This is a genomic window from Sphingomonas sp. Ant H11, assembly GCF_000797515.1.
Classification (GTDB): domain Bacteria; phylum Pseudomonadota; class Alphaproteobacteria; order Sphingomonadales; family Sphingomonadaceae; genus Sphingomonas.
In genome coordinates, this window is record NZ_JSBN01000005.1 from 1 (window position 1) to 22,556 (window position 22,556).

The 22,556-nt window shown below is 64.4% G+C and carries 15 protein-coding genes, 1 tRNA gene and 6 pseudogenes; 10 read left to right on the top strand and 12 right to left on the bottom strand.

From position 1 onward, the window contains the following. Positions 1-856: 856 nt before the first annotated feature. The 4 genes from NW75_RS01675 to NW75_RS01690 form a co-directional block, all read right to left on the bottom strand. Entirely contained in the window at positions 857-1,297 is a 441-nt protein-coding gene (locus NW75_RS01675; RefSeq protein WP_033963337.1) for a hypothetical protein, read from the bottom strand. Positions 1,298-1,595: 298 nt separating this feature from the next. Beyond that, entirely contained in the window at positions 1,596-2,207 is a 612-nt protein-coding gene (locus tag NW75_RS01680; RefSeq protein ID WP_033963339.1) for a glutathione S-transferase family protein, read from the bottom strand. A 6-nt stretch (positions 2,208-2,213) separates the two neighbouring features. After that, on the bottom strand, positions 2,214-3,434 hold the full coding sequence (gene argJ / locus NW75_RS01685; protein ID WP_033963340.1) for a bifunctional glutamate N-acetyltransferase/amino-acid acetyltransferase ArgJ: 1,221 nt from the start codon (positions 3,432-3,434) through the stop codon (positions 2,214-2,216). A gap of 43 nt (positions 3,435-3,477) precedes the next feature. Next, positions 3,478-4,569, bottom strand: a complete 1,092-nt coding sequence (locus tag NW75_RS01690) for an extracellular catalytic domain type 1 short-chain-length polyhydroxyalkanoate depolymerase (protein WP_033963342.1) — start codon at positions 4,567-4,569, stop codon at positions 3,478-3,480. A 562-nt stretch (positions 4,570-5,131) separates the two neighbouring features. Here NW75_RS01690 and secA point away from each other — a divergent pair. Next, the gene (gene secA, locus NW75_RS01695; protein WP_033963344.1) at positions 5,132-7,867 is read left to right on the top strand and encodes a preprotein translocase subunit SecA; all 2,736 of its coding nucleotides are present in this window, start codon (positions 5,132-5,134) and stop codon (positions 7,865-7,867) included. A gap of 80 nt (positions 7,868-7,947) precedes the next feature. Here secA and NW75_RS01700 read toward each other — a convergent pair whose 3' ends face one another. Continuing rightward, positions 7,948-8,532 carry a CC0125/CC1285 family lipoprotein gene (locus tag NW75_RS01700; RefSeq protein ID WP_137902291.1) on the bottom strand — a complete coding sequence of 195 codons (585 nt, stop codon included), beginning with the start codon at positions 8,530-8,532 and terminating at the stop codon, positions 7,948-7,950. A 374-nt stretch (positions 8,533-8,906) separates the two neighbouring features. On the opposite strand from NW75_RS01700, the gene NW75_RS01705 reads away from it, so the two are divergent. Then, positions 8,907-9,434: a DUF2141 domain-containing protein gene (locus NW75_RS01705; protein WP_081988578.1), complete on the top strand. Its 528-nt coding sequence runs from the start codon at positions 8,907-8,909 to the stop codon at positions 9,432-9,434. Positions 9,435-9,496: 62 nt separating this feature from the next. After that, positions 9,497-9,571: transfer RNA gene (locus NW75_RS01710), tRNA-Asn, on the top strand. Between the two features lie 59 nt (positions 9,572-9,630). Here NW75_RS01710 and NW75_RS01715 read toward each other — a convergent pair. Further along, positions 9,631-10,410 carry an NAD kinase gene (locus tag NW75_RS01715; RefSeq protein WP_033963346.1) on the bottom strand — a complete coding sequence of 260 codons (780 nt, stop codon included), beginning with the start codon at positions 10,408-10,410 and terminating at the stop codon, positions 9,631-9,633. Continuing rightward, a pseudogene (moaA, locus tag NW75_RS01720) lies at positions 10,407-11,413 on the bottom strand (GTP 3',8-cyclase MoaA). Before moaA ends, NW75_RS01715 begins: the two are co-directional and overlap by 4 nt. Before the next feature lie 942 nt (positions 11,414-12,355). Here moaA and NW75_RS25660 point away from each other — a divergent pair. Together NW75_RS25660 and NW75_RS01730 are read left to right on the top strand one after the other, a co-directional pair. Next, positions 12,356-13,497 (top strand): annotated as a pseudogene (locus NW75_RS25660) (putative bifunctional diguanylate cyclase/phosphodiesterase). After that, on the top strand, positions 13,494-13,898 hold the full coding sequence (locus NW75_RS01730; RefSeq protein ID WP_052191997.1) for a hypothetical protein: 405 nt from the start codon (positions 13,494-13,496) through the stop codon (positions 13,896-13,898). Before NW75_RS25660 ends, NW75_RS01730 begins: the two are co-directional and overlap by 4 nt. A 15-nt stretch (positions 13,899-13,913) precedes the next feature. Here NW75_RS01730 and mfd read toward each other — a convergent pair. Continuing rightward, a pseudogene (gene mfd, locus NW75_RS01735) lies at positions 13,914-16,066 on the bottom strand (transcription-repair coupling factor); the annotation flags it as partial. A gap of 98 nt (positions 16,067-16,164) precedes the next feature. Here mfd and NW75_RS01740 point away from each other — a divergent pair. From NW75_RS01740 to NW75_RS01750, 3 genes and pseudogenes are all read left to right on the top strand, one after another. Next, positions 16,165-16,491 (top strand): endonuclease domain-containing protein, encoded by a 327-nt coding sequence (locus tag NW75_RS01740; RefSeq protein ID WP_231564876.1) that lies wholly within the window; start codon positions 16,165-16,167, stop codon positions 16,489-16,491. Then, positions 16,491-17,836 (top strand): annotated as a pseudogene (locus NW75_RS01745) (bifunctional folylpolyglutamate synthase/dihydrofolate synthase). The gene NW75_RS01740 and the pseudogene NW75_RS01745 overlap by 1 nt, the downstream one beginning before the upstream one ends. Positions 17,837-17,905: 69 nt before the next feature. Beyond that, a complete protein-coding gene (locus NW75_RS01750; protein ID WP_052191999.1) occupies positions 17,906-18,364 on the top strand; it encodes a DUF6628 family protein in 459 nt (152 codons plus the stop codon). On the opposite strand, the gene NW75_RS01755 is transcribed toward NW75_RS01750, so the two are convergent. From NW75_RS01755 to NW75_RS01765, 4 genes and pseudogenes are all read right to left on the bottom strand, one after another. Beyond that, on the bottom strand, positions 18,354-19,103 hold the full coding sequence (locus NW75_RS01755; protein WP_052192001.1) for a hypothetical protein: 750 nt from the start codon (positions 19,101-19,103) through the stop codon (positions 18,354-18,356). The two genes, NW75_RS01750 and NW75_RS01755, sit on opposite strands and share 11 nt — an antisense overlap. Before the next feature lie 58 nt (positions 19,104-19,161). Beyond that, positions 19,162-20,469 (bottom strand): MFS transporter, encoded by a 1,308-nt coding sequence (locus NW75_RS01760; protein ID WP_231564877.1) that lies wholly within the window; start codon positions 20,467-20,469, stop codon positions 19,162-19,164. Between the two features lie 91 nt (positions 20,470-20,560). Then, positions 20,561-20,764, bottom strand: a pseudogene (locus tag NW75_RS25665) (AmpG family muropeptide MFS transporter); the annotation flags it as partial. A gap of 244 nt (positions 20,765-21,008) precedes the next feature. Further along, complete coding sequence (locus NW75_RS01765) at positions 21,009-21,446, bottom strand: response regulator (RefSeq protein ID WP_033963347.1); 438 nt, start codon at positions 21,444-21,446, stop codon at positions 21,009-21,011. 156 nt (positions 21,447-21,602) lie between these two features. Between NW75_RS01765 and NW75_RS28015 the strand changes: the two are divergent. Both NW75_RS28015 and NW75_RS01770 read left to right on the top strand, forming a co-directional pair. After that, a pseudogene (locus tag NW75_RS28015) lies at positions 21,603-21,698 on the top strand (pseudouridine synthase); the annotation flags it as partial. Positions 21,699-21,841: 143 nt separating this feature from the next. After that, on the top strand, positions 21,842-22,552 hold the full coding sequence (locus tag NW75_RS01770) for a pseudouridine synthase (protein WP_443024426.1): 711 nt from the start codon (positions 21,842-21,844) through the stop codon (positions 22,550-22,552). The last annotated feature ends 4 nt before the right edge of the window (positions 22,553-22,556 follow it).

Consider the following 22,556-nt stretch of genomic DNA (forward strand, 5'->3'; position numbering starts at 1 on the left):
GACCGCGGGTTGTGCCGCGTGGGGTGGGTGAGGGAACTATACCTTGCGCGGCATGACGCGGGGGGCGCTTCGGACGGGTAGAAATGGTGGGAAGCGGTCGTTCAAACACCGAACGACGCAGCGGCATGTTGAGCCTTTAGCAAGTTGCTGCCTGTAACAAACACTCGCAGCTCACCCTCGTAAGGCACATCATTCCGCTCAAATGGAATATCAGCCGCTTCGAGCACAGCTTCGAACTTTGCGATCCTTTCGGCGTCTTTGAACGTTTTTTAGGTGGTAAATCCGCGTTGACGCGATCTGAAGGAAAGCCCGCGATGCCTCGCCTTGGTCCAACGTCTTGGCATATGTTGCGACCTCTTGGCCCCGCTCGGTTTCGAAAACCCGCCAATCACTTCCAGATTTTTCCAAACGTAGATCATATACACCAACACAAGTTGGTTTGTCGCAGGTTAGAAACTGCGAGTATCCGTTATTTCTGAGATAATGCCTTAGCTGATCGATGGTTTCCATAGCTCGTGATACCGTTGGCGCGGATGTCTGCAAATGGGCGATTGCAGTCCCTCACATACAAGTAGTTCACGGCCTGCTTTCCCTCTCCCAGCGGGAGAGGGAAGGGGCCCGCCGCGTAAGCGGTGGGAAGGGTGAGGGTGATGGGCATCATCCGTGGGATCGCCCTCACCCTTCCGCGGCTTTGCCGCTCCCTCCCTCTCCCGCTGGGAGAGGGATTTTCGTTTGGCGTGGGCGTGCCGTTTCACGATACGGAGAGCGACCCACCCCCAGTCCCTCCCTTTCAGGGGTGGGAGCACGCGATGTGTTGCTGGCGGCGACCTTCAGTGTGAATTGGAAGACATAGCCGTCAACGCCCGGCCAAGGTGGCTTCCTCCACCTGCCTGTCCATGAGGTGCGCGATGCTTTGGCGGAATGCGTCCAGATCGGGATAGTTGGTCATGAAGCAGCCGCGTGCCCGGTGACGAGGCTCAGCATAATCGGCCACTTCAAACCGGACGGCGAGATCGCCGCGCGTATTGGCGGGTGCAATCTCAAGGCGCAGGATCAGATCATCGCCTTCCTGCATATCAAAGCCCCATTGCACCACGATCGGATGATCTGTCGTAATGGGAAAGGCGCTTAGAGCTTTTCCAAACTCTTTCACGTCCTGCCATTGAACCCAACAACCGCCGTCGCCCGAGAAGCGATCCGTCTCCACCTTGACCTCAAGCCAGCCAAAATCATCGGTTTGCTGGTCGGGATCGAAGACGCTGGAATCGTATTGATAGCGAAGGGTGAGCTTGCTCATTGCTTGGTGTTCGCATCTGAAAGCAGTGTCTGCAATCGAGAAGCGGGGCGGCGAGGCTAAAGGGCGCAGCTTGCGCGCCCGCGCCCTTTGGGCGGGTCGTTGCTTTCTTCTGGCGGTCGTCCAGGCTGCCGTTTTACGATACGGAGAACGACCCACCCCCCGGCCCCTCCCTTTCAGGGAGGGGCGGTTGGCGGTTAGCGCCCTTTCTCCCCTCCCTGAAAGGGAGGGGTTGGGGTGGGTTGGCCTGCTGCGGTGCGGGACTGTGATTTTCCGAGGTGTACAGCGTCCCCGTACCCGATCAGGTCAGCGGAATCATCACCTGCGCGGCAAAAGCCGGGCGTTCGGTCAGCCGGGCATACCATGCCTCGACATGCGGGACCGATGGGCGCGCGATATCGAGGGTGAACCAGCTATGGGCGTAGGTGCCCATCGGGATATCGGCCATGCCGAACTCCGCACCCGACAGCCATGGCGTCTGCGCCAGTGCATGGTCGAGGATCTGCATCTTGGCGGCACAGGCTGCCGCTGACGCCGCGATCACGGCGGGATCGCGCTCGGCCAGCGGGCGGCGGATGAGGTGGAGGAAGGCCCCGCGCTGGGCGTCGGCATAGTCGAATTGCCAGTCCATCCAGCGATCGGCCTGCGCGCGCTGCACCGGGTCTTCGGGCCACCAGCTTTTGCCGCCGTGACGCGCCGCCAGATAGCGCAGGATCGCATTTGATTCCCACAGGATGAAGCCGTCGTCTTCGATCGTCGGGACCAGCGCGTTGGGGTTGAGCGCGAGATAGGCGTCGCTCATGCCGAACTGGCCGCCGACATCGTGGCGGACATAGGGGAGCGCCAGTTCTTCCGCGAACCACGCGACCTTTTTCACATTGTGCGAATTGAGGCGACCCCAGATGGTGAGCATTGGCGTTCAGCTCCGATAATCGGCGTTGATCGAGATGTAGCCATGCGTGAGGTCGCAGGTCCAAACTGTCGCCGTGCCCTCGCCCAGGCCGAGATCGACGCCGATCTCGATCTCCTGCCCCTTCAAATGCGCGGCGACCGGGGCTTCGTCATAGCCGGTGACCGCAAGGCCGCCGGTCGCCACCTGCGTGTCGCCGAAGCGGATGCTGAGGAGGTCGCGCTCGGCGGGTTCGCCGGCCTTGCCGACCGCCATCACCACGCGGCCCCAATTGGCGTCCTCGCCTGCGATTGCGGTTTTCACCAGCGGCGAGTTGGCGATACTGAGCGCGACTTTGTGGGCGCTGGCGTCGCTATCGGCACCGGTGACGGCGATTTCGATGAACTTGGACGCGCCTTCGCCATCACGCACCACCAGATGCGCGAGTTGCAGGCAGAGGTCGGCGAGGGCGGCGCGGAAGGCGTCGGCTCCGGCGTCTTCGTCGCTGGTCAGCGGTGCGTTGCCCGCTTTGCCGGTGGCGAAGGCAAGCACGCTGTCGCTGGTCGAGGTGTCGCTGTCGACGGTGATGCAGGAGAAGCTCGCGCGGTTGGCGTCGCTGAGCGCGCGTTGCAGGAAGGCGGGGGAGACGGCGGCATCGGTGAACAGGAAGCCGAGCATCGTCGCCATGTCGGGCGCGATCATGCCCGAGCCCTTTATGATGCCGACCAGCGTGACGGTGCGGCCATCGACGACGGCGGTGGCGACGGCACCCTTGGCGAAGGTGTCGGTGGTGCCGATGGTGTTGGCGGCATCCTGCCAGGCGCAGGGTACGGCGGCGAAGGCGGCGTCGAGCCCGGCCTCGGCCTTGTCGATCGGCAGCGGCACGCCGATCACCCCGGTCGAGGCGACGAAGATGTCGGAGGGCTGGCAACCGAGATGCGCGGCGGCACGGGCGGCGATCGCTTCTACCGCCGCGCGGCCTCGCTGGCCGGTAAAAGCGTTGGCGTTACCGGCATTGACTACCATCGCGCGGGCGTGCCCAAGCGGGAGCGCGGCGCGGCACCATTCGACCTCGGGGGAGGGGCATTTGCTCTGGGTCAGCACGCCCGCCACCACCGTGCCGGGATCGAGCGTAATGAAGGTCAGGTCGCAGCGATCCCACGTCTTATACTGCGCCCGGGCGACATGCGGGGTGACCCCGGCAATTGACGGCAGAACTGGGAAGGGGCGGGCGAGCGGGGAGCGGGTCATGCCGCCGTCATACCCGGCGATGCGGGTGAGACAAGCTGCCGAATCAGCGCATCAGCCCAGCCGCGCGCAGCGCATCGCTGATCGCCTTTGCCACTCCGCCGGGCGCGATCGGGCGCGCTGCGGCGCGCAGCGGTGCCGGTGGTGTCGAGCGGCGCGAAGGGACCTCGATATCGGCGGCGTCGGCAATGCCCCAGGAGGCGGCAATGTGGCGGGTCGAGCAGATCCCGGCCGGGAGCATGAAGGGCATAACGGTGCCGCACGCTGCATCCCCGACGGGATCGATCGGCGTGCCGTGACCAAGTCCGGCAATGCTATAGGCTTCGATCCGCACGGTGCCGCGCGAACTCAGCCAGCGCCGGCGCGCCTGCCCATCGACCTGGTCGCGTTTGGCGGCATCGAGCGGGATGCCCTGAAGCAGCGCCCATTGTGCGATGATCGCTTCCATATTGTCGTTCGCGACGGTCTGGTCGTCCGTGCCGTGCCACACCGACAGGCGCGGCCAGCGTAGCGGGGTTGGTGCCGCCTCACGCACCAGTTCGGCGAGGGCTGGGCCATCGGGCAGGCCGCTGCCCCGCATCCGTTGCAACGCCGCGCCGACCGAGGTCGCGGTACCATAAGGGAGACCGGCGATCACCGCGCCACCGGCGAACACCTCGGGATAGGTGGCGAGCATGACCATCGTCATCGCGCCACCGGCCGACAGCCCGTTCACGAAAACGCGCGTCGCATCGATATGATAGGCGCCGATCATGTGCGCGATCATCTGGCGGATCGACAGGGCCTCGCCCTGGTCGCGCGCGATATCCTCGGCGGCGAACCAGTTGAAGCAGCGGTTGGGATTGTTGGCGGGGCGCTGCTCGGGATAGAGCAAGGCAAAGCCATAGCGATCGGCCAGCGCCGACCAGCCCGACCCGTGATCATATCCCGCCGCGTTTTGGGTACAGCCGTGGAGCACCACTACAAGCGGGGCCCCCGCCGCGAAACCCGCCGGAATATAGTGCCGCGCGCGCAAATTGCCGGGATCGCTGCCGAAATCGGAAATGTCAGCGAGCCGATCGGACTCGGGAATCGGCATTTGCGTGGCGTTTGCGCGCGCAGCGGCAAGGCGAGACAGCGTTTCGGAAAGACCAGGCATGCGACATCTCTATCCGGCCCGTCGTGCGGGGCGTGGATTCTTTCTTTGGGACAGTGTACCGCAATTTATGCTGCGATGCACAATGAAATGGTGCGGCATCGCGCAAATGCAAGCCTTCCGCCTGACATCGCGGTAGGTGCGCGATGCTGGACGCACGGCGGAAATATCCCTAAGTGCGGCGGCTCCACCGACGGGTGACGTGCGACTTTGGAACTGCTGCTTATCCTTTCCGCCTTGCTCAGCGCCCTTACCGGGGCGACGGGGACGCGCGCGCCGGGGGTTGAGTTGCACCGGGCCGCAGCTGTGGTCCGGGCGACCGCGCGAGTCGCCCGATCCTGCTCCAGCGTCTTGCGACCGGCCAATACGGTGGCGGGCCTAGTCGCACTGTCCCGCGCGCCCGAATTTACCGGCTTCGCGCTCGTGCCCGCAAACCCGCTCTATGCAGGACGCGTCGCGAATAGCGCTTCGCCGTTGTCCGCTCTTGCGCGGATCCTATCTTCCCATCGACTTCGTCGTCGCCGCGCAACGCGCGGCCGATGCCTTATCTTAACAGGAATTCTCCATGCTCGGCGGCATTGCCAAATCGCTTTTCGGGTCGTCCAACGACCGCTACGTCAAATCGCTCGGCGTCATCGTCGCCAAGATCAACGGCTTCGAGCCCGTCATCTCCGCCATGTCCGATGAGCAACTGTCGGGCCAGACCGCCAAGTTCCGTGAACGTCTCGCGGCGGGCGAAAAGCTCGACGATCTGCTGCCCGAGGCCTTCGCCACGGTGCGCGAAGCGGCCAAGCGCGCGCTCGGCCAGCGGCATTACGACGTGCAGATGATCGGCGGCATCGTGCTCCACCGCGGCGAAATTGCCGAGATGCGCACGGGCGAGGGCAAGACGCTGGTCGCGACGCTCGCCACCTATCTCAACGCGCTGCCCGGCAAGGGCGTGCATGTCATTACCGTCAACGACTATCTGGCGGCGCGCGACGCGGGCTGGATGGCGCAGGTCTATAATTTCCTCGGCATGACGGTGGGCGTGATCGTGCCCAATTTGTCCGATGAACAGCGCCGCCAGGCCTATGCCGCCGACATCACTTACGGCACCAATAACGAGTTCGGCTTCGATTATCTGCGCGACAACATGAAGTACGATCGCGAATCGATGGTGCAGCGCCCGTTCGCGATGGCGATCGTCGACGAAGTCGATTCGGTGCTGATCGACGAAGCGCGTACCCCGCTGATCATCTCGGGCCCAACCGACGACAAGTCTGACCTGTACCGCTCGGTCGATCTGGTCGTGAAGCAGCTTTCGCCCGAGGATTATGAGAAGGACGAAAAGCAGAAGTCGATCATCCTGACCGAGGACGGCACCGAGAAGGTCGAGCGGATGCTCGAGGATGCCGGGTTGCTCGAGGGCGCAAATCTCTATGATTTCGAGAACACGCAGGTGGTGCACCACACCAACCAGGCGCTGCGCGCGAACATGATGTTCAAGGCCGACACCGATTATATCGTCAAGGACGGCAAGGTCGTCATCATCGACGAATTCACCGGTCGTATGATGGATGGCCGTCGCTGGTCGGACGGCCTGCATCAGGCGATCGAGGCCAAGGAAGGTGTCGAGATCGAGCCCGAAAACCAGACGATGGCCTCGATCACCTTCCAGAACTATTTCCGCATGTACCCCAAGCTCGCCGGCATGACCGGCACGGCGGCAACCGAGGCGGCGGAATTTTACGACATCTACAAGATGAACGTCGTTACCATCCCGACCAACGTCCCCGTCAAGCGGATCGACGAGGAAGACGAATTCTACAAGGACACCGCCGACAAGTTCCGCGCGATCGCCAAGAAGATCAAGCATCACGCCGATCTCGGCCAGCCGGTGCTGGTCGGCACGGTGTCGATCGAAAAGTCGGAGTTGCTCAGCGACTTTCTGGTCCAGGAAGGCGTTGCGCACAAGGTGCTCAACGCGCGCTTCCATGAGCAGGAAGCGCATATCGTCGCGCAGGCGGGGCGCAAGAGCGCCGTCACCATCGCGACCAACATGGCGGGGCGCGGCACCGACATTCAGCTCGGCGGCAATCTCGAATTCCGCATCAATGACGAGCTGACCGATCTCGAGGAAGGCCCCGAGCGCGACGCCGCGATCGAGCGGATCAAGGCCGAGATCGAGAATGAAAAGGCCAATGTGCTGGCGGCGGGCGGGCTGTTCGTGCTCGGCACCGAGCGGCATGAAAGCCGCCGCATCGACAACCAGTTGCGCGGCCGTTCGGGCCGTCAGGGCGACCCCGGCCTCAGCCGCTTCTATTTGAGCCTCGACGACGATCTGCTTCGCATCTTCGGGCCGGACACGCTGTTCGCGAAGATGATGCGCTCCAACATCGGCGATGGCGAAGCGATCGGCAGCAAATGGCTGTCCAAGGCGATCGAGACCGCGCAGAAGAAGGTCGAGGCGCGCAACTACGACATCCGCAAGCAGGTCGTCGAATATGACGACGTGATGAACGATCAGCGCAAGGTGATTTACGAACAGCGCGCCGACATCATGGATGCCGACACGGTGGGCGACGTGGTCGCCGATATGCGCGCGGAAACGGTTAACACGATCGTCGGCGGAGCCTGCCCTCCGGGCACCTATCCCGAGCAGTGGGATATTGCCGGCATGAAGGCAGCGCTGGCCGAGATGCTCAACCTGGAGCCGCAGATCGAGGCGTGGCTGGAAGAGGAAGCGATCGACCCCGAGATCATCGAAAGCCGCGTGCAAACGATGGCGGACGACGCGATTGCGGAGAAAGCCGCCTCGCTCGACCCGGAAACCTGGGTGCGGGTCGAGAAGTCGATCCTGCTGCAAAATCTCGACCATCACTGGAAGGAGCATTTGTCGACGCTGGATGCGTTGCGGCAGGTCGTCCACTTGCGCGCCTATGCGCAGAAGACGCCGATCAACGAATATAAGCAGGAGGCGTTCTCGCTGTTCGAGCGGATGCTCGCCAACATTCGCGAGGATGTGACGCGTACGATCGCCTTCGCGCAGTTCCAGATCCAGGAAGCGCCACAGCTTCCGACGCTGCCCGACTTCATCACCTCGCATTTCGACCCGTTCACGGGCGATGACGACACGATGGACCAGGATGGCGGCACGAGCGGCCACATCACCACCCGGCTGGCCCCTCTCTCGATCCCGCTGCCCGATGGAAGCGATTTCGGGCAGGATCCGTCGGAATGGGAAGGCAAGGTCAGCCGCAATGCACCATGCCCGTGCGGTTCGGGGCGCAAGTACAAGCATTGCCACGGTGCGGTGTGATCTGAGCGCTGCGCGGCGCTGATTGCAGGCAACAAAAAAGGCCCCCTTCCAGTTTGGAAGGGGGCCTTTTTCGTAAGCGCTTATTTGGGCGTGACGATGCTCGGCCCGAGATTGTGGATCACTTCGCGCGCGTCGAACGCCTTGATGTTGTCGCGAGGCTTGGGGCCCTTGCCGACGATGATTTCGGCATTGGCCTCATATTTGTCGATCGTATCGATATCGACGCCGCGGTCGAAGAAGGGATCACCGAAGAATGGATCCCAGGTGCGCCAGCCAAAGCCGCGACCGCGATAGCGCCAGCTCGGGCCCCAATAGCCGCCAAAGCCATAACCACCGCCGATGCTGGGCGTGGAATATACCCGCGAGCGATGATCGACATCGCGATCGGCGAAGATGAAATAGTCATAGCCACGCTGCAACGTCAGCTCGGCAGCGCGGTACAGCAGGTACTTCTCGACAGTGTCGCGCGAGGTATAGCTGTTGCCCGAGAAGCTCACCTGAAAGCGGTTATCCTCGATCTGACGATCGCTATAGCCCGAGCGTTCGAAGCCATGGCCGGTCGCGGGGCGATAGGTCGATTCGGTCGCGCACGCCGAGGTAAGCAAGGTCGCGGCACCGAGCGCTACCGCGAGGGTTTTGCGTAGGGCAGAAGAAGGTAGCGGCATGTCGATCTCCAAAAACGCGACGCCGGCCGACGAGTGTTGCCGACAGGGCCGCGAAGCCAAGGCCATGAAGCGCAGAACGATCCACCCGTGGCAAGGCTCCGGACAATCGCACTGGTCGCGAATCGCATAAACCTTTGTAGCTGAACGGAGACTGACGCGCGACGAAAGGAGTGAATTTCCATTCGACGTTTTTAGCGGAACGCTTTGCCGCACTTGCCAAGCGGCTTGAGGTGGTTTCCGCGGGTGGACGGCGTCGTTCGAATGACACGACCGTCTTAACCATGCTGCACACGGGGCGATTCGCCGCACGTCCATGGGTTCGGGGGTCTCTTTTCGTAACGGGCCCGCGTGGCCTCGCGATTTCAGGACCGATCATGAAAGTGATGTTCTCGGCATTCTCCCTGACGCTGGTCGCGCTGGCAGGGTGCCCGACCGCAGCTCTTGCGGGTGGCGTGATGGGGGCGGACGCCAGCCACTGCGCTTCAGGCCGTGGACCCGCCATTCAGGTCAACGTATCGGACTTGAAAGACCGCACCGGCCTGCTCAGGCTGGAGCTCTATCCCGCCAACGACAAGGATTTCATGCGCCCCGACATGGATCTGCTGGCCGAGGGCAAGATTTTCCGGCGCGTGACGGTCGATGCGCCCAATGCAGGGCCGGTGTCGCTGTGCATCCGCGTGCCGCACCCTGGCCGCTACGCTTTGCTGTTCCTGCATTCGCGCCGCGCGCAGGACAAGTTCGACTTCTGGAAAGACGGCGTGGGGCTGCGCAGCAACGCCCGGATCGGCCGCGCGCGTCCACGCGTCGATGATGCGGCGGTCGATGTCGGCAACGGTGTCGCGGTGGTCGATATCAAGACCCAATATCTCCGTGGCCTCGGTGGTTTTGGCCCATCGCGATAAAAGCTGAAAACGGGCCTTGCGCGTCTGCGAATCTCGCTGCTATAGGCCCGCCTCCGCAGTGTTCCCTGATAGCTCAGCGGTAGAGCTCTCGACTGTTAATCGAGCGGCCGTAGGTTCGAATCCTACTCAGGGAGCCATTTTTTTTCAGCGGTGGTGTTCAGGAAGCGACACCAATTGCCACGGACGCCTATCGGCGTCAGGCGACGAACTGTTCCATCGTGATGCGATCGTCGAGGGCGTGTTCGGGATCGAACAGCAATGTCAGTTCGCGCGTGCGATCGATCATGATTTCCACCACCGCGACATCGCGAACCTCGCGCTGGTCGGCGACCGCGCTGACCGGGCGTTTGGCGGGTTCGAGCACACGCAACGTGATTCGCGTCTTGTCGGGGAGGATCGCGCCGCGCCAACGCCGCGGGCGGAACGGGCTGATCGGCGTCAGCGCGAGCATGTTGGAGCCCAGCGGCAGGATCGGCCCCTGTGCCGACAGGTTATAGGCAGTCGATCCGGCCGGGGTCGCGACGAGAATGCCGTCACACGCCAGTTCGGGCATCACGACACGGTCGTTGACCGTCACTTCCAGTTTCGCGGTCTGGCGCGTCTCGCGCAGCAGCGACACTTCGTTGATTGCGGGCAGCGCGTGGGTTTCGCCATCGATGGTGGTTGCGTTCATGGCGAGCGGCACGACCTTGAACGCCTTGGTTCGCTCCAATCGCGTGTCCAGCCCGTGCGGACGCCATTCGTTCATCAAGAAACCGACCGTGCCGAGGTTCATGCCGAACACCGGCACGACCGGTTTGCGCCGTTCGAGCATCGCATGGAGCGTTTGCAGCATGAAGCCATCGCCGCCGAGCGCCACGATCAGTTCGGCCTCCTCGGGCGGCACCCAATCGTGCGCGTCCGCAAGTACGGCCGCCGCCTCTTGCGCCTGTGGAGTAGGCGAGGCGACTAGAGCGCGGCGCTGCGGCGACGTCATCCGCCGGTAACGCTCATATGACGGGCGACCGCAGGGGCGGCCGCTGCGATATCGAATTCATGGCGTGCAGGCTTGGTCTGCATCGCCGCGTCCAGCGCAACATCCAGCCCGTCGACACCCTCGCTGCGCAGGATCGTTTTGAGATCGACCTGATCGTCGTGCCCGAGGCAGGTATACAGCACACCTTCCGTGGTCAGCCGAACGCGATTGCAGGTGTCGCAGAAATTGGCGGTCAGCGGGGAGATCAGTCCGAGCTTGGTCTGCGTGCCGTCCACCCGCCAGTAACGCGCGGGGCCGCCGCTGCGATGCGTGTCGCGTACCAGCGAAAAGCGCCCGGCCAGCTCGTCGAACACTGCGGTCAGCGGCACGAAGCGATCGGCCCTATCCTCGTCGATCTGACCGAGCGGCATCGTCTCGATCAGCGTCAGATCCAGCCGCTCGGCGACGCACCACTCCAGCATCGGCGCGATCTCGTGTTCGTTCAGGCCTTTCAGCGCGACCAGGTTGATCTTGACCGATAACCCGGCGTCGCGCGCGGCCAGAATGCCTTCGATGACCCGCGCCACATCGCCGTGGCGGGTGATGTAGCGGAAGGTTTCGGGATCGCGGCTGTCGAGGCTCACATTGATCCGCCGGATCCCGGCGGCAACCATTGCCGGAGCGTGCTGCGCCAGGGCATTGCCGTTCGTCGTCATGGTCAATTCGTCGAGACCGGCACCGATATGGTGACCGAGCCGCTTTACCAGTTCGGCGATATCGCGTCGCACCAGCGGTTCTCCCCCGGTCAGGCGGATCTTGGTAATGCCGCGGGCGATAAAGCGCTCGGCGATGACCGCGATCTCCTCAAGCTCAGAATCGCCGATTTGGGCAGGAACGTCATATGTTCCGCCATGCAATAGCGGCATCGTAGGTCGCAGCGATCGGTCACCGAAATGCGCAAATAGCTGATCGTGCGACCGTGGCGGTCGACAAGGCCGGGAGCAGGGGCGGTTGCTGCGATCATCTGCTGTGGAGCTAAGCCTTCATGGAGGTGCGAACAAGGGCATTGCGCCGTGCAAAGCTCACTCTTCTTTATTCGGCGGCGCTTCACTAGGATCAAAGTATGATTGCTGCGTATCAAGCTCCGCTGTTCGTCCTGTCGTTTCGCCAGCGCGATGAGCTTGCATCGCTGGCTGCGGGAGCGGGATGGCAAGTCGTTGCAGCGCGGCGGGCCGGTGGTGCGGAGCGGCGTTTCCTTTCAAGCGGAGCCGCAGTCGCGGTGATCGACGCGCGGGGCGCGACCGAGGACGGTGTCAGCGCAGTCGCCATGCTCAGCGGCGCGATCGAAGCCAATGGCGGTGCATTGCTGGCGCTGGTTTCGCGCGGTGAGGTCGGGACCATTGCAGCGCTGTTCGAGGCGGGCGCGACGCATTTTCTGGCGAGCCCGTTCAGTGAAGCGGAGTTCCTCCAGGCGCTCCGCTTCGCCGCCCGCCATGCAGAGCGGATGGCACATGAATGGGCTGCGGCTCCCGTCTTCGCTCCGCTGGGTTGGCGCTATGATCTAGCGCAAAAGACGCTGGTTTTGACGCCTGGTTTGATGGCGCTTCTTGGGTTGGAGCGGGAGGTTGGCGTCCGCGCGCTGTTGCGCCGCCTCGACAGGGGGGACCGGGCTGCGGCGATCGCCGCGCTGCGGCGCATGTCGCATGGTCGTCCTGCAACAGCCTTCGCCCATGATGCCGAAGGGATCGGCCGCATTGTGCAGCATCTGCAATGGGACGAAGCGACGCAGCGCATCGAGGCGGTGATCGAGCCGCTTGGCAGCGCACCCGAGCCAGCGGCGGAGATGCGGGAGGCATTGGCCGGCAGTCGCGATGCCAGCAGCGCGCGGCGCTGGTTGACACGGCAGTTGGAGAGCGGCGGCGACGCGCCGCTGCATATGATGCTCGTCGCGCTCAACCGCTTCGACATGGTCAACACGGCCTATGGCCGCGCAGCCGGTGATGCGCTGTTGCGGAGCGCGCAAAAGCGGATCGACGATGCCGCGCGCGAAATGCTGGGACGCGAGGCGCTGATTTCCCGGATGGGCGGTTCGACCTTCATCGTCGCCGCGCGGGCTCCGCGCTTGCGGATCGATCTGGCGGTCGCGCGCGTCGCTACGGAATTGGCGCGCCCCTTTGTGACGGGTGAGTCGATTGCGGTGCTGGGCTGCAGGATCGGCCTTGCCGAGGCGCGTGACGACGATTCCGCCGCGACCCTCCTGCGCCGCGCAAGCGAGGCATTGGCCGAAGCGCGCGAATCCGACAGCGCGACGATGCGGGTGGCCGATTCCGATAGCGAAGGCGAGCCGATCGACCGGCTTGCGGTCGAACTGAATCATGCGATGGACCGTGGCGAGATCGGCGTGTTGTTCCAGCCGCAGGTTTCGGTCTCCAGCGGGGCGATCGTCGGGGTCGAGGCGCTCGCGCGCTGGGAGCATGGCGTGCTGGGGACGATCGGTGCCGAGACGTTGTTCGCTGCGGCCGCGCGTGCCGATCTCGACATCGGGCTTTCCGATCATATCCAAAAGCTTGTGCTGGCCCAGGCGGCGGCCTGGCCGGCCTCGCTTGGCGACTTGCGGTTGTCGCTCAATCTGACGGCGGGGGACATTGCCCGCCCGGCTTCGCCGATCTGTTTCTTGACCGCGTCGACAGCAGCGGCTTTCCCCGGTCCCGGCTAACGCTGGAAATTACCGAGAGCGGCCTGATCGAGGATCTGGGGATTGCGTCCAACCTGTTGTCGGTTTTGCGCGGCGCTGGATGCCGGATTGCGATTGACGACTTCGGAACAGGCTATTCGAGCCTGGCCTATCTGAAGGCGTTGCCGCTCGATTATCTGAAAATCGACAAGAAACTGGCGCAGGACATTACCGGGTCCCCGCGCGACCGGATCGTGGTGCGCGGCGTGATCGACATGGCGCGCTCGCTTGGGCTTACGGTGATTGCCGAAGGGGTGGAGAATGAGGCGCAGTTGGAGGCGCTCGCGAAAGAAGGCTGCCAGATCTACCAGGGCTTCCTGTGTTCGGAGCCGATTACACTGGCAGCGCTCGTCGCGCTGGTTGCAACCAGATGACCGACCCGCGCGACGTAACCGGCGTTTGGTATGGCCGTTGGACCGCGACCGACCGACGCATCATGCCGAACAGCTTCATCGCGACGCTGCAGGAATCTGCGTCGCTTGTTTCGGGTACGATCACCGAGCCTGATCGGCAGCAGGCGGGCCTTTTGCGCGCCATTGTTGACGGCACACGGAATGGCGGACAAATCGAGTTCACCAAGACGTATGACGGCAGCGGGCGGCTGGCACATTCGGTGGAGTATTCGGGGACTGTGAACGCTCCGGGCACAGAGATCGCAGGCTTGTGGCGGCTGGCCGGCTATTCCGGCCGCTTCTCCATGACTCGCAAGCAGTTCGATGCCGATGCTTTGATGGATGACGCATCGGCAAAGCTGGACGAACCTGTGACCGTCTGACCGGCGGTATGGCCGTTACCCAGCCGCCTTGGCCAACCCCTTCGACAGTTGCAGCGCGCCGTGAAGCCGCGCCTTTGGATCGCCCCACACGCGCGACACCACCAATTTGCTGTCGGGGCGTAGCCGCGCCACGCCATCGAGCTTGCCGACCCAGGCGAGCAACCCGGGGACATTGGGCGGGGTATCGTCAAAGAAGGTGACCAGCGCCCCCTTCGGCCCCACGTCCATCTTGGCGACGGCGGCCTTCTTGGCGTTGAGCTTGATCTCGATGATGCGGATCAGGTTTTCGGTCGGATCGGGCAGTTTGCCGAAACGGTCGATCAGTTCGGCGGCGAACGCCTCGAGCTGGTTCTGGTCTTCGAGATCGTTGAGGCGGCGGTAGAGGCCCATGCGCAGATCGAGATCGGGCACATACTCCTCGGGAATGAGGATCGGGGCGTCGATGGTGATTTGCGGACTGAAGTCCTTGGGGCGCAGGCGTTGGCCACCGGCCTTGGCGTCCATGATCGCCTCTTCCAGCATCGACTGGTAGAGTTCGTAGCCGACTTCCTTGATATGCCCGGACTGTTCGTCACCGAGCAGATTGCCGGCACCACGCTGGTCCAGGTCGTGGCTGGCGAGTTGGAAGCCCGCGCCAGCGTATCGAGGTCGCTCAGCACCTTGAGCCGTTTCTCGGCGGTTTCGCTCAAGATGCGGTTCTCGGGCGTGGTCAGATAGGCATAAGCGCGCGTCTTGGCGCGCCCGACGCGACCACGCAGCTGATAGAGCTGGGCGAGGCCGAAGCGGTCCGCACGGTGGATGATCATCGTGTTGGCGCTTGGGATATCGAGCCCGCTCTCGACGATGGTGGTGGAGATCAGCACCTCGAATTTCTTGTCGTAGAAAGCCGACATACGCTCTTCGACTTCGGTCGGCGACATTTGGCCGTGCGCGACGACGTAGCGGACCTCCGGCACGTGATCCCGCATGAACGCCTCGATATCGGGCAGATCGGCGATGCGGGGTGTGACGAAGAAGCTTTGGCCGCCACGATAATGTTCGCGCAGCAATGCTTCGCGCAGCACCACTGGGTCCCACGGCATGACATAGGTGCGCACCGCCAGACGGTCGACCGGCGGGGTCTGGATCACCGACAGTTCGCGCAGGCCCGACATTGCCATTTGCAGCGTGCGCGGGATGGGGGTGGCGGTGAGGGTGAGGACATGGACGTCGTTCTTGAGCGCCTTCAGCCGTTCCTTGTGGGTGACGCCGAAGCGTTGCTCCTCATCGACCACGACGAGGCCCAAACGCTTGAACTCAATGCCCTTGGCGAGGATCGCGTGCGTGCCGATCACCACATCGATCGTGCCGTCGGCCATGCCTTCCTTGGTCGCCTTCGCCTCGGCACCGGGCACGAGGCGGCTGAGGCGGCCGACGTTCAAGGGGAAACCTTCGAAACGCGACGTGAAGTTGTTGAAATGCTGGCGTGCGAGCAGGGTGGTGGGGCATACCACCGCGACCTGCAGCCCCGCCATCGCGGCGGCGAAGGCACCGCGCAGAGCGACCTCGGTTTTGCCGAATCCGACATCGCCGACAACGAGCCGGTCCATCGGCGTGCCCTTGCCGAGATCGCCCATCACATCCTCGATCGCGCGATCCTGATCGTCGGTTTCCTCATACGGGAAGCGGTCGACAAAGGCGGCATAGCTGCTGTCGCGATCGATCGTTTCGGCCGGACGCAGCGCGCGTTCCGCGGCGGTGGCGATGAGCTCGCCCGCGATTTCGCGGATGCGCTCCTTCATCCGGGATTTGCGGCGCTGCCACGCCTCGCCGCCGAGTTTGTCGAGGCTCGCACCTTCGCTGTCAGAGCCGTAGCGGCTGAGCACTTCGAGATTTTCGACGGGCACGAACAATTTGTCGCCGCCGGCATAGGTCAGCGCGACGCAATCGTGCGGGGCCTGGCCGACGGGAATCGAGGTCAGCCCCTCATAGCGGCCGATGCCGTGATCGGCATGGACGACGAGATCGCCCGGCGTGAGCATCGCCAGTTCGGCGAGGAAGGCATCGGCCGATTTCTTGCGCTTGTTGCGGCGCACGAGGCGGTCGCCGAGCATGTCCTGCTCGGTGAGGAGTGCGACCTGGGGGCTGCTGAAACCGTGGTCGAGCGGCAGGATGATAAGGGCGACAGAAACTCCCCTCCCGCTTGCGGGAGGGGTTGGGGGAGGGAATGGAGCAACGGACCAAAGCCCGAGCGCTACGCAGCACGCCAACCGCAGCCGAGGTCCGCTTGTGGCGCGCGATCAGTGCGCGCAAGGTCGCGGGGTTCCGCTTCAACCGCCAAGTGCCGATTGGCCCGTTCATCTGCGACTTCGTCGCGCGCAGCCTCAAGCTCATCATCGAAGTCGATGGCGACACCCATGGCGACAGGCGCGAGCAGGACGAAGAGCGTACACGCTATCTCCAATCCGAAGGGTATCAGGTCATTCGCTTCTGGAACAACGACGTGCTGGGGAACCTTGATGGGGTCGTCGCAGAGATCGCGCGGGTGGTGAGCGTGCTGGGTGCTCGCAGCCCCTCCCCCACCCCCTCCCGCGAGCGGGAGGGGAGTTTATAATGGACCACGCCACCTCGACCAATGCCGCCGTGCAGACGCAGCTCGACCGGTTATGGTCGCTCTCGCCCGGTGCCGATATTCTGGGGCTGGAGCGGATCACCGCCCTGCTCGACCGGCTCGGCAACCCGCAGCACCGGCTGCCACCGACGATCCATGTCGCGGGCACCAACGGCAAGGGCTCGACCTGCGCCTTTCTGCGCAGCGCGATCGAGGCGGCGGGGCTTACCGCGCACGTTTATACCAGCCCGCATCTCGTGCGCTTCAACGAGCGCATTCGCCTCGCCGGGCGGTTGATCGAGGATGAAGCGCTGGCGGCGCTCCTGGAAGACGTTCTCGACGCCGCCGATGAGGGGGCCGAGGGCATCGGCGCGAGCTTCTTCGAGGTCACCACCGCCGCCGCTTTCCTAGCCTTCAGCCGGACGCCGGCGGATGCGTGCATCATCGAGGTCGGGCTTGGCGGGCGGCTCGATGCCACCAACGTACTGACGCACCCGATCGCCACCGGCATCGCGCAACTCGGCATCGATCATCAGAGCTTCCTGGGGGATACCGCCGAAGCGATTGCGGGCGAAAAGGCCGGGATCGCCAAGGCCGGGGTTCCGCTCATCACGATGCGCTATCCCCGATCGGTCACGCAGCGCGTCGCCGAGGTGGCGCAGGCTGCAGGCGCGACCGTGCTGCCGACCGGTACCGACTGGCGCTTCACCGTCGAGGCCGATCGCCTGATCTATACCGATACGGCGGGCCAGATCGAAACCCCGCTGCCGACGCTCGCCGGGCCGCACCAGCCCGAAAACCTGTCGCTCGCCATCGCCTTGCTGCGTCACCAGACCGCGCTCTCGATCCCGCACGAAGCCTATACCGCCGCCGCGCTGCACACGCGCTGGCCCGCGCGGATGCAGCGGCTGCATGCGGGGCCGCTGACTGCCCTGCTCCCGCCCGGCAGCCAGTTGTGGCTCGATGGCGGGCACAACCCCGCCGCCGCTGCCGCCATCTCCGCCACGCTCGATGCGATCGCGCATCCCGCATCGGGCGCAGCGAGGTGCATCTGGTGCTGGGGATGCTCGCCAATAAGGATCCACTCGGCCTGCTCGCCCCCTTCGCCCGCGTCGCCACCACGCTCCACGCTGTGCCCGTGCCCAGCCATGAGCATCATACCCCTGCCGCACTCGCCGCCATCGCGCACGACCTCGGGCTGGCCGCGCATACCGCCCCCGATGTCGCAAGCGCTCTCCTAGACATCACCGAGATTGCCGACCCCGCCGAGCCGCCGATCGTGCTGATTCTGGGTTCGCTCTACCTCGCCGGTGAAGTGCTCTCGGCGAACGACGAAGCGCCTGACTGACCCTTCTTTATTGCGATTGACTTGCAATAGCGAATCTCGGAAGATGCTCCCCTGCAACGGAGCATCGCCATGACCATCGCCCCCATCCCGTCTTCCGCGCCGACGTCACCCTCGCGTTATTCGGCCAGTCTGCCCAACGCGATGCCCGACAATCCCAATAGCCGCCTGTTGTTGTTCGCCTTCCGCCGCATGGGCGCGCACGGCCTCAACGATGCCCACGCCGCGCACGCGCTGCTCCAGGCGTTCGGGCAGGATTTTCGTCGCCCCCTGCTGTTCCTGCGGACGATGATGGCCGATCTTGCGCACAGCGCGGCGTGCCCGATCACGATCGCGCCATGTTGCTGCATGCGGATGACCGCGTCGGAGGCGACGATCCTAAAGATCATCGAACGCGTGGAGACCGCCCCCGATCGCGCCCGCCTGTTGCTCGGCGATCTAATCGGCCTGCGCCGCCCCGATGGCGTGCTCGCCAGCATCACCGCCGTTGCGCAGGCGTTCGCCGATGCCGGGCGGCCGCTTACGCCTTGACCGCGCGCAACTCGCCCAGCCGCGCCATCGCCCAGCGGTACATTTCCGCCTCGGCAGCGCGTTGCTGGCGGTCGAGCAGCTTCATCCGCGCCTCGACCTCTTCCAGCACCTCGCGCGCCTTCTTGTCCCAGCCCTGTTCGAGCAGCAGCGCGGCATAGCGACAGCGCCCTTCCTCGCCCGGCAGGCGTGTGACGAGATCGGCATAGAGCTCGAGCGCCTCGTCCTTGCGCCCCCAGCGCATCGAGAATGCGCGCGCGGAGCAGGCCGATCCGGTCGCGGTCGCTCTGTGCCGAGGCGGGCGGCGCGGCGTCGAGCGTGGCGAGCGCGGCGGCAGGATCGTGCGTCTCGAACTCGGCGCGGGCGCGCTTCTCGGCACTGCGCGTATCGACCGGCCCGCGCTCCGCCGCCTCGCGATAGAGCGGCAAAGCCTCGGCATAATTGCCCTGCGCCGCCAGCGCATCCGCCAGCCGCATGCGGTTGGCGACGGTATCGGCCATCGCCAGCGCCCCGCGCGCGCGCGCACATCCTTGTCGGGATCGAGCTTCGCCGCCACCGTCGCCCGCGCGGTGCGGACATGGCGGTTGCCCTGGAAGCGCGGATAGACCTCGAGCACGACGTAAGCGATCGTGCTGGCGAGCGGCAGGAACACGAGCGCCATGATCCACAATTGATTGCGCCCGTTGCGGATCACATCGATCACGCACAGCACCTGGATGGCGATGGTGAGGAGGTAGAACATCGGTATCGCGCTCCGCCCAGTTAGTCCCGCGCGCGCGGGGTCATCAAAACGTCCGGCATCAGCCTTCCCCGCTCGCCGCCGCCGTGCTGCTGCGGGACGAACGCCACCATTCGAGCAACACGAAGAAGATTGCCAGCAACCCCAGCACCGCGACGTCGCGGAACACCGCCGCATAGCCGATCTTGTCGATCAACTCGCCCGCAAAACCCTTGCCAAGCGACCCGATCAGGAAGGTCAGCGAGGACAGCAGGGCATATTGCACCGCCGAATATTTCTTGCTGACGATGCCCGAAACATAGGCGACAAACGCCGCGCCCGCGATCCCGGTCGAGACGTTCTCATATGCGATCGTCAGCAGCAGCCGTGCGATGCGCAAATCCCCGCCCAGGGCCTGCGCCAGCACATCGAGCCGCAGCATATGCAATACGATGTCGATATAGGGCGCACCATCGGCGAGATCGGCATAGAGGAAATTCCCGAAAATCGGCAGCGCCGCCCCGATGAGCACCGTTGGAAATCGCCCGATCCGCAGGAACAGATAGCCGCCGACGCTGACCCCGATAATCGACATGACGATGCCGAAAATCTTGGACGCGAAGGCCACCTCGTCCTTCGTATAGTGCATGTAATCGAGGTAGAACGGGTAGGCGAACGATGCCCAGACATTGTAGCACAAGGCATAAGTGAGGATCAGCCCGATCACCACCAACACCCCCCAGCGCATCCGCTCGGTCAAATCGGCGAGCGGCGCAATCAACGCACGGTAAAGGTGGTTGGCGATCGTTCGCGCAGGCGACACCCGCGTATCGACGACGGCCTGCACCTGATGCCCGCGCAGCTTCAGCCAGTTGAGCACCGCCGCGACGATCAGCGGAACGATCACCGTCGCCAGCACGATCAGCGGCCCGTTATATTTCAGGAAATCCCCCGCCGACGGTCGTTTGCCGCCGGGCGGCACTTCGGCCAGCATGCTCGTCATGAACACCACGATCCGGACGATCGCCCATACCCAGCTCGACCCGACGATGATGAGGGCGATGGCGCGGGCGCGCGGCGCGATCTCGCCCGGCTGGTCAAGCAAATCGGCGGCGACATCGGGGCTGCGTTCGGTATCGGGCGCGGCCAATGCAATGAGCAGCATCACCCCGATCAGGCACGCCATCAGCAAATAGACCGTCGGCCACGACATGCGCGCCGCCAGAAACAGCGCGAACGCCCCGCCGACGATGCTCGCGGTGCGATAGCCGAGCTGGTAAATCGCGGATAGCAGTTCGACCGGCGTGCGTTCGTCGGCCACGTCGATCCGCCACGCGTCGATCGCCACGTCCTGCGTTGCCGAACCGATCGACGCGACGAACGCAAACAAGGCAAAAACGCGCGATGTGGACGGTGGGGTCGGTCACCACCAGCCCGATCAAGCCGAGGATGATGAGTCCCTGGCACAGCACGATCCAGCTCTTACGCCGCCCGATCCGCCCGAGCAGCGGCGGGCGCGTGCGATCGACCAGCGGCGACCACAGGAACTTGAACGCATAGGTCAGCCCGACCCACGACAGCACGCCGATCGTCGCGAGGTTGACCTTCACTTCGCCGAGCCACGCCGTCAGCGTCCCGATCAGCAACGCGAACGGCAACCCTGAGGAAAAACTGAAAGCAAGCATCGACGCGGCCTTGCGCGTCTGCAACGCGGCCTTGAGCAGTCGCCAGCCTTTGGGCTTGATCGGCGGCGCGGTATCCTCGCGCGTTTCCGTAACAGTCACAGATTCCCCTTCGAACCGCCAGCGGGCGTGTCGGCCCGTACGCGCCGGAGACTAGCGCCAAAAATCGCGAGCGGAAGGGCGATGAGCCCCGAGTTCGTCGTCACCGGGCCTCGCCCCCGATAATGCCCGGCTGACCGATGGCGACCTACGCTTCCGCCACACCCGCAAACAAGCTCAGCCCGCCCGGCACCCGTCGCGGCTTGCGCCCGTCGAGTACCGCCTCGATCGCGGCAATCGCGGCGAGCAGGTCGCGCTGCGCATAGGGCTTGGACAGACAGCCCGCCGCCACGGCGCGCCCGCCTTCGGGGCACGATCCGGTCACGAACAGCACCGGCACCCCGGCCTGGTGCGCCGCGCGGGCGACATCGATGCCGCTGCCATCGGCCAGGCTGATATCGACCAGCACCAAATCGATGTCGCGCGCGTCGGCGATCACGGCGAGCGCGTCGCTCACCCGGTCGACCGTCGCGACGATTTCGAATTCGGCGTCGCGCAGGAAATGTTCGGTGTCGAAGGCGACCAGTGGTTCGTCCTCGACGAGCAACAATCTGGAGATCCGCCGCTTCTTTTTGGCGAACAACATCGCTTCACCACCCACCTTGTGCCCGCGCTCAACAGGCTGCGCGTCTCGCCCTCGTTACGCACCCGTGCCTGAACGTTTGGCTACGAGATAGGACGCAATGTATTTTGTACGGGCACTTTTGAACAAATTGTCTATCAAGGCGTGGTGTCAAGACCAATGCCCCCCAAAGATCGCCCCAAAGAGCAACAGCGGATCGCCAAGCTCCTCGCCCGTGCAGGTGTCGCCTCGCGCCGTGAAGTCGAGCGCATGATCGCCGAAGGGCGCGTCGCGCTCAACGGGGTTGTGCTGGATACACCCGCGACGATCCTCGCCTCGCTCGCCGGTGTCACCGTCGATGGCGACCCCGTCGAGCGCCCGCCGCCGCGCGGCTGTTCCTCTATCACAAGCCACCGGGCCTGCTCGTCACCGAGCGCGACCCCGCCGGCCGCCCGACCATTTACGATCGCCTGCCCGAGGGGCTGCCGCGACTCGTTCCCGTCGGCCGCCTCGATCTCGCGACCGAGGGGCTGCTGCTGCTCACCACCGATGGCGAGTTGAAGCGCCAGCTCGAATTGCCCGCGACTGGCGTGGAGCGCGCTTACCGCGCCCGCGCCTACGGCCCGATCACGCAGGAGCAGCTCGAAGAGTTGATCCACGGCGTCGAGATCGAGGGCGTTCGCTATGGCGCGATCGACGCCAATCTCGAACGCCGCACCGGTGCCAATGTCTGGATCGAGCTGATCCTGACCGAGGGCAAGAATCGCGAAGTGCGCCGTGTGCTCGAATATCTCGGGCTCAAGGTCTCGCGGCTGATCCGCACCCGCTACGGCCCGTTCGTGCTGGGCGATCTGCCCGTCGGCGAGATCGGCGAAGTGAAGCAGCATGACGTCGTCGCCTTCCGCAAGGACCCGACGCGCAAAGGCGGCGGCGAAGCCCCCAAGCTGGTCGAAAAGCCTCGCCCGGCCGGGCGCGGGCGCATCAACCCCAACGAGTCCACCGCCCCCACCTCGCTGCCCAAGCCGCGCCCGGTGCGCCGCATCACCAAGCGACCGCCAACCGTGCGGACAAGGAGGCCTTTGCCGAGCCCGCGCGCCAGGCGCAGCCCGGCCGCGATCCGGTGGTGCTGACCAA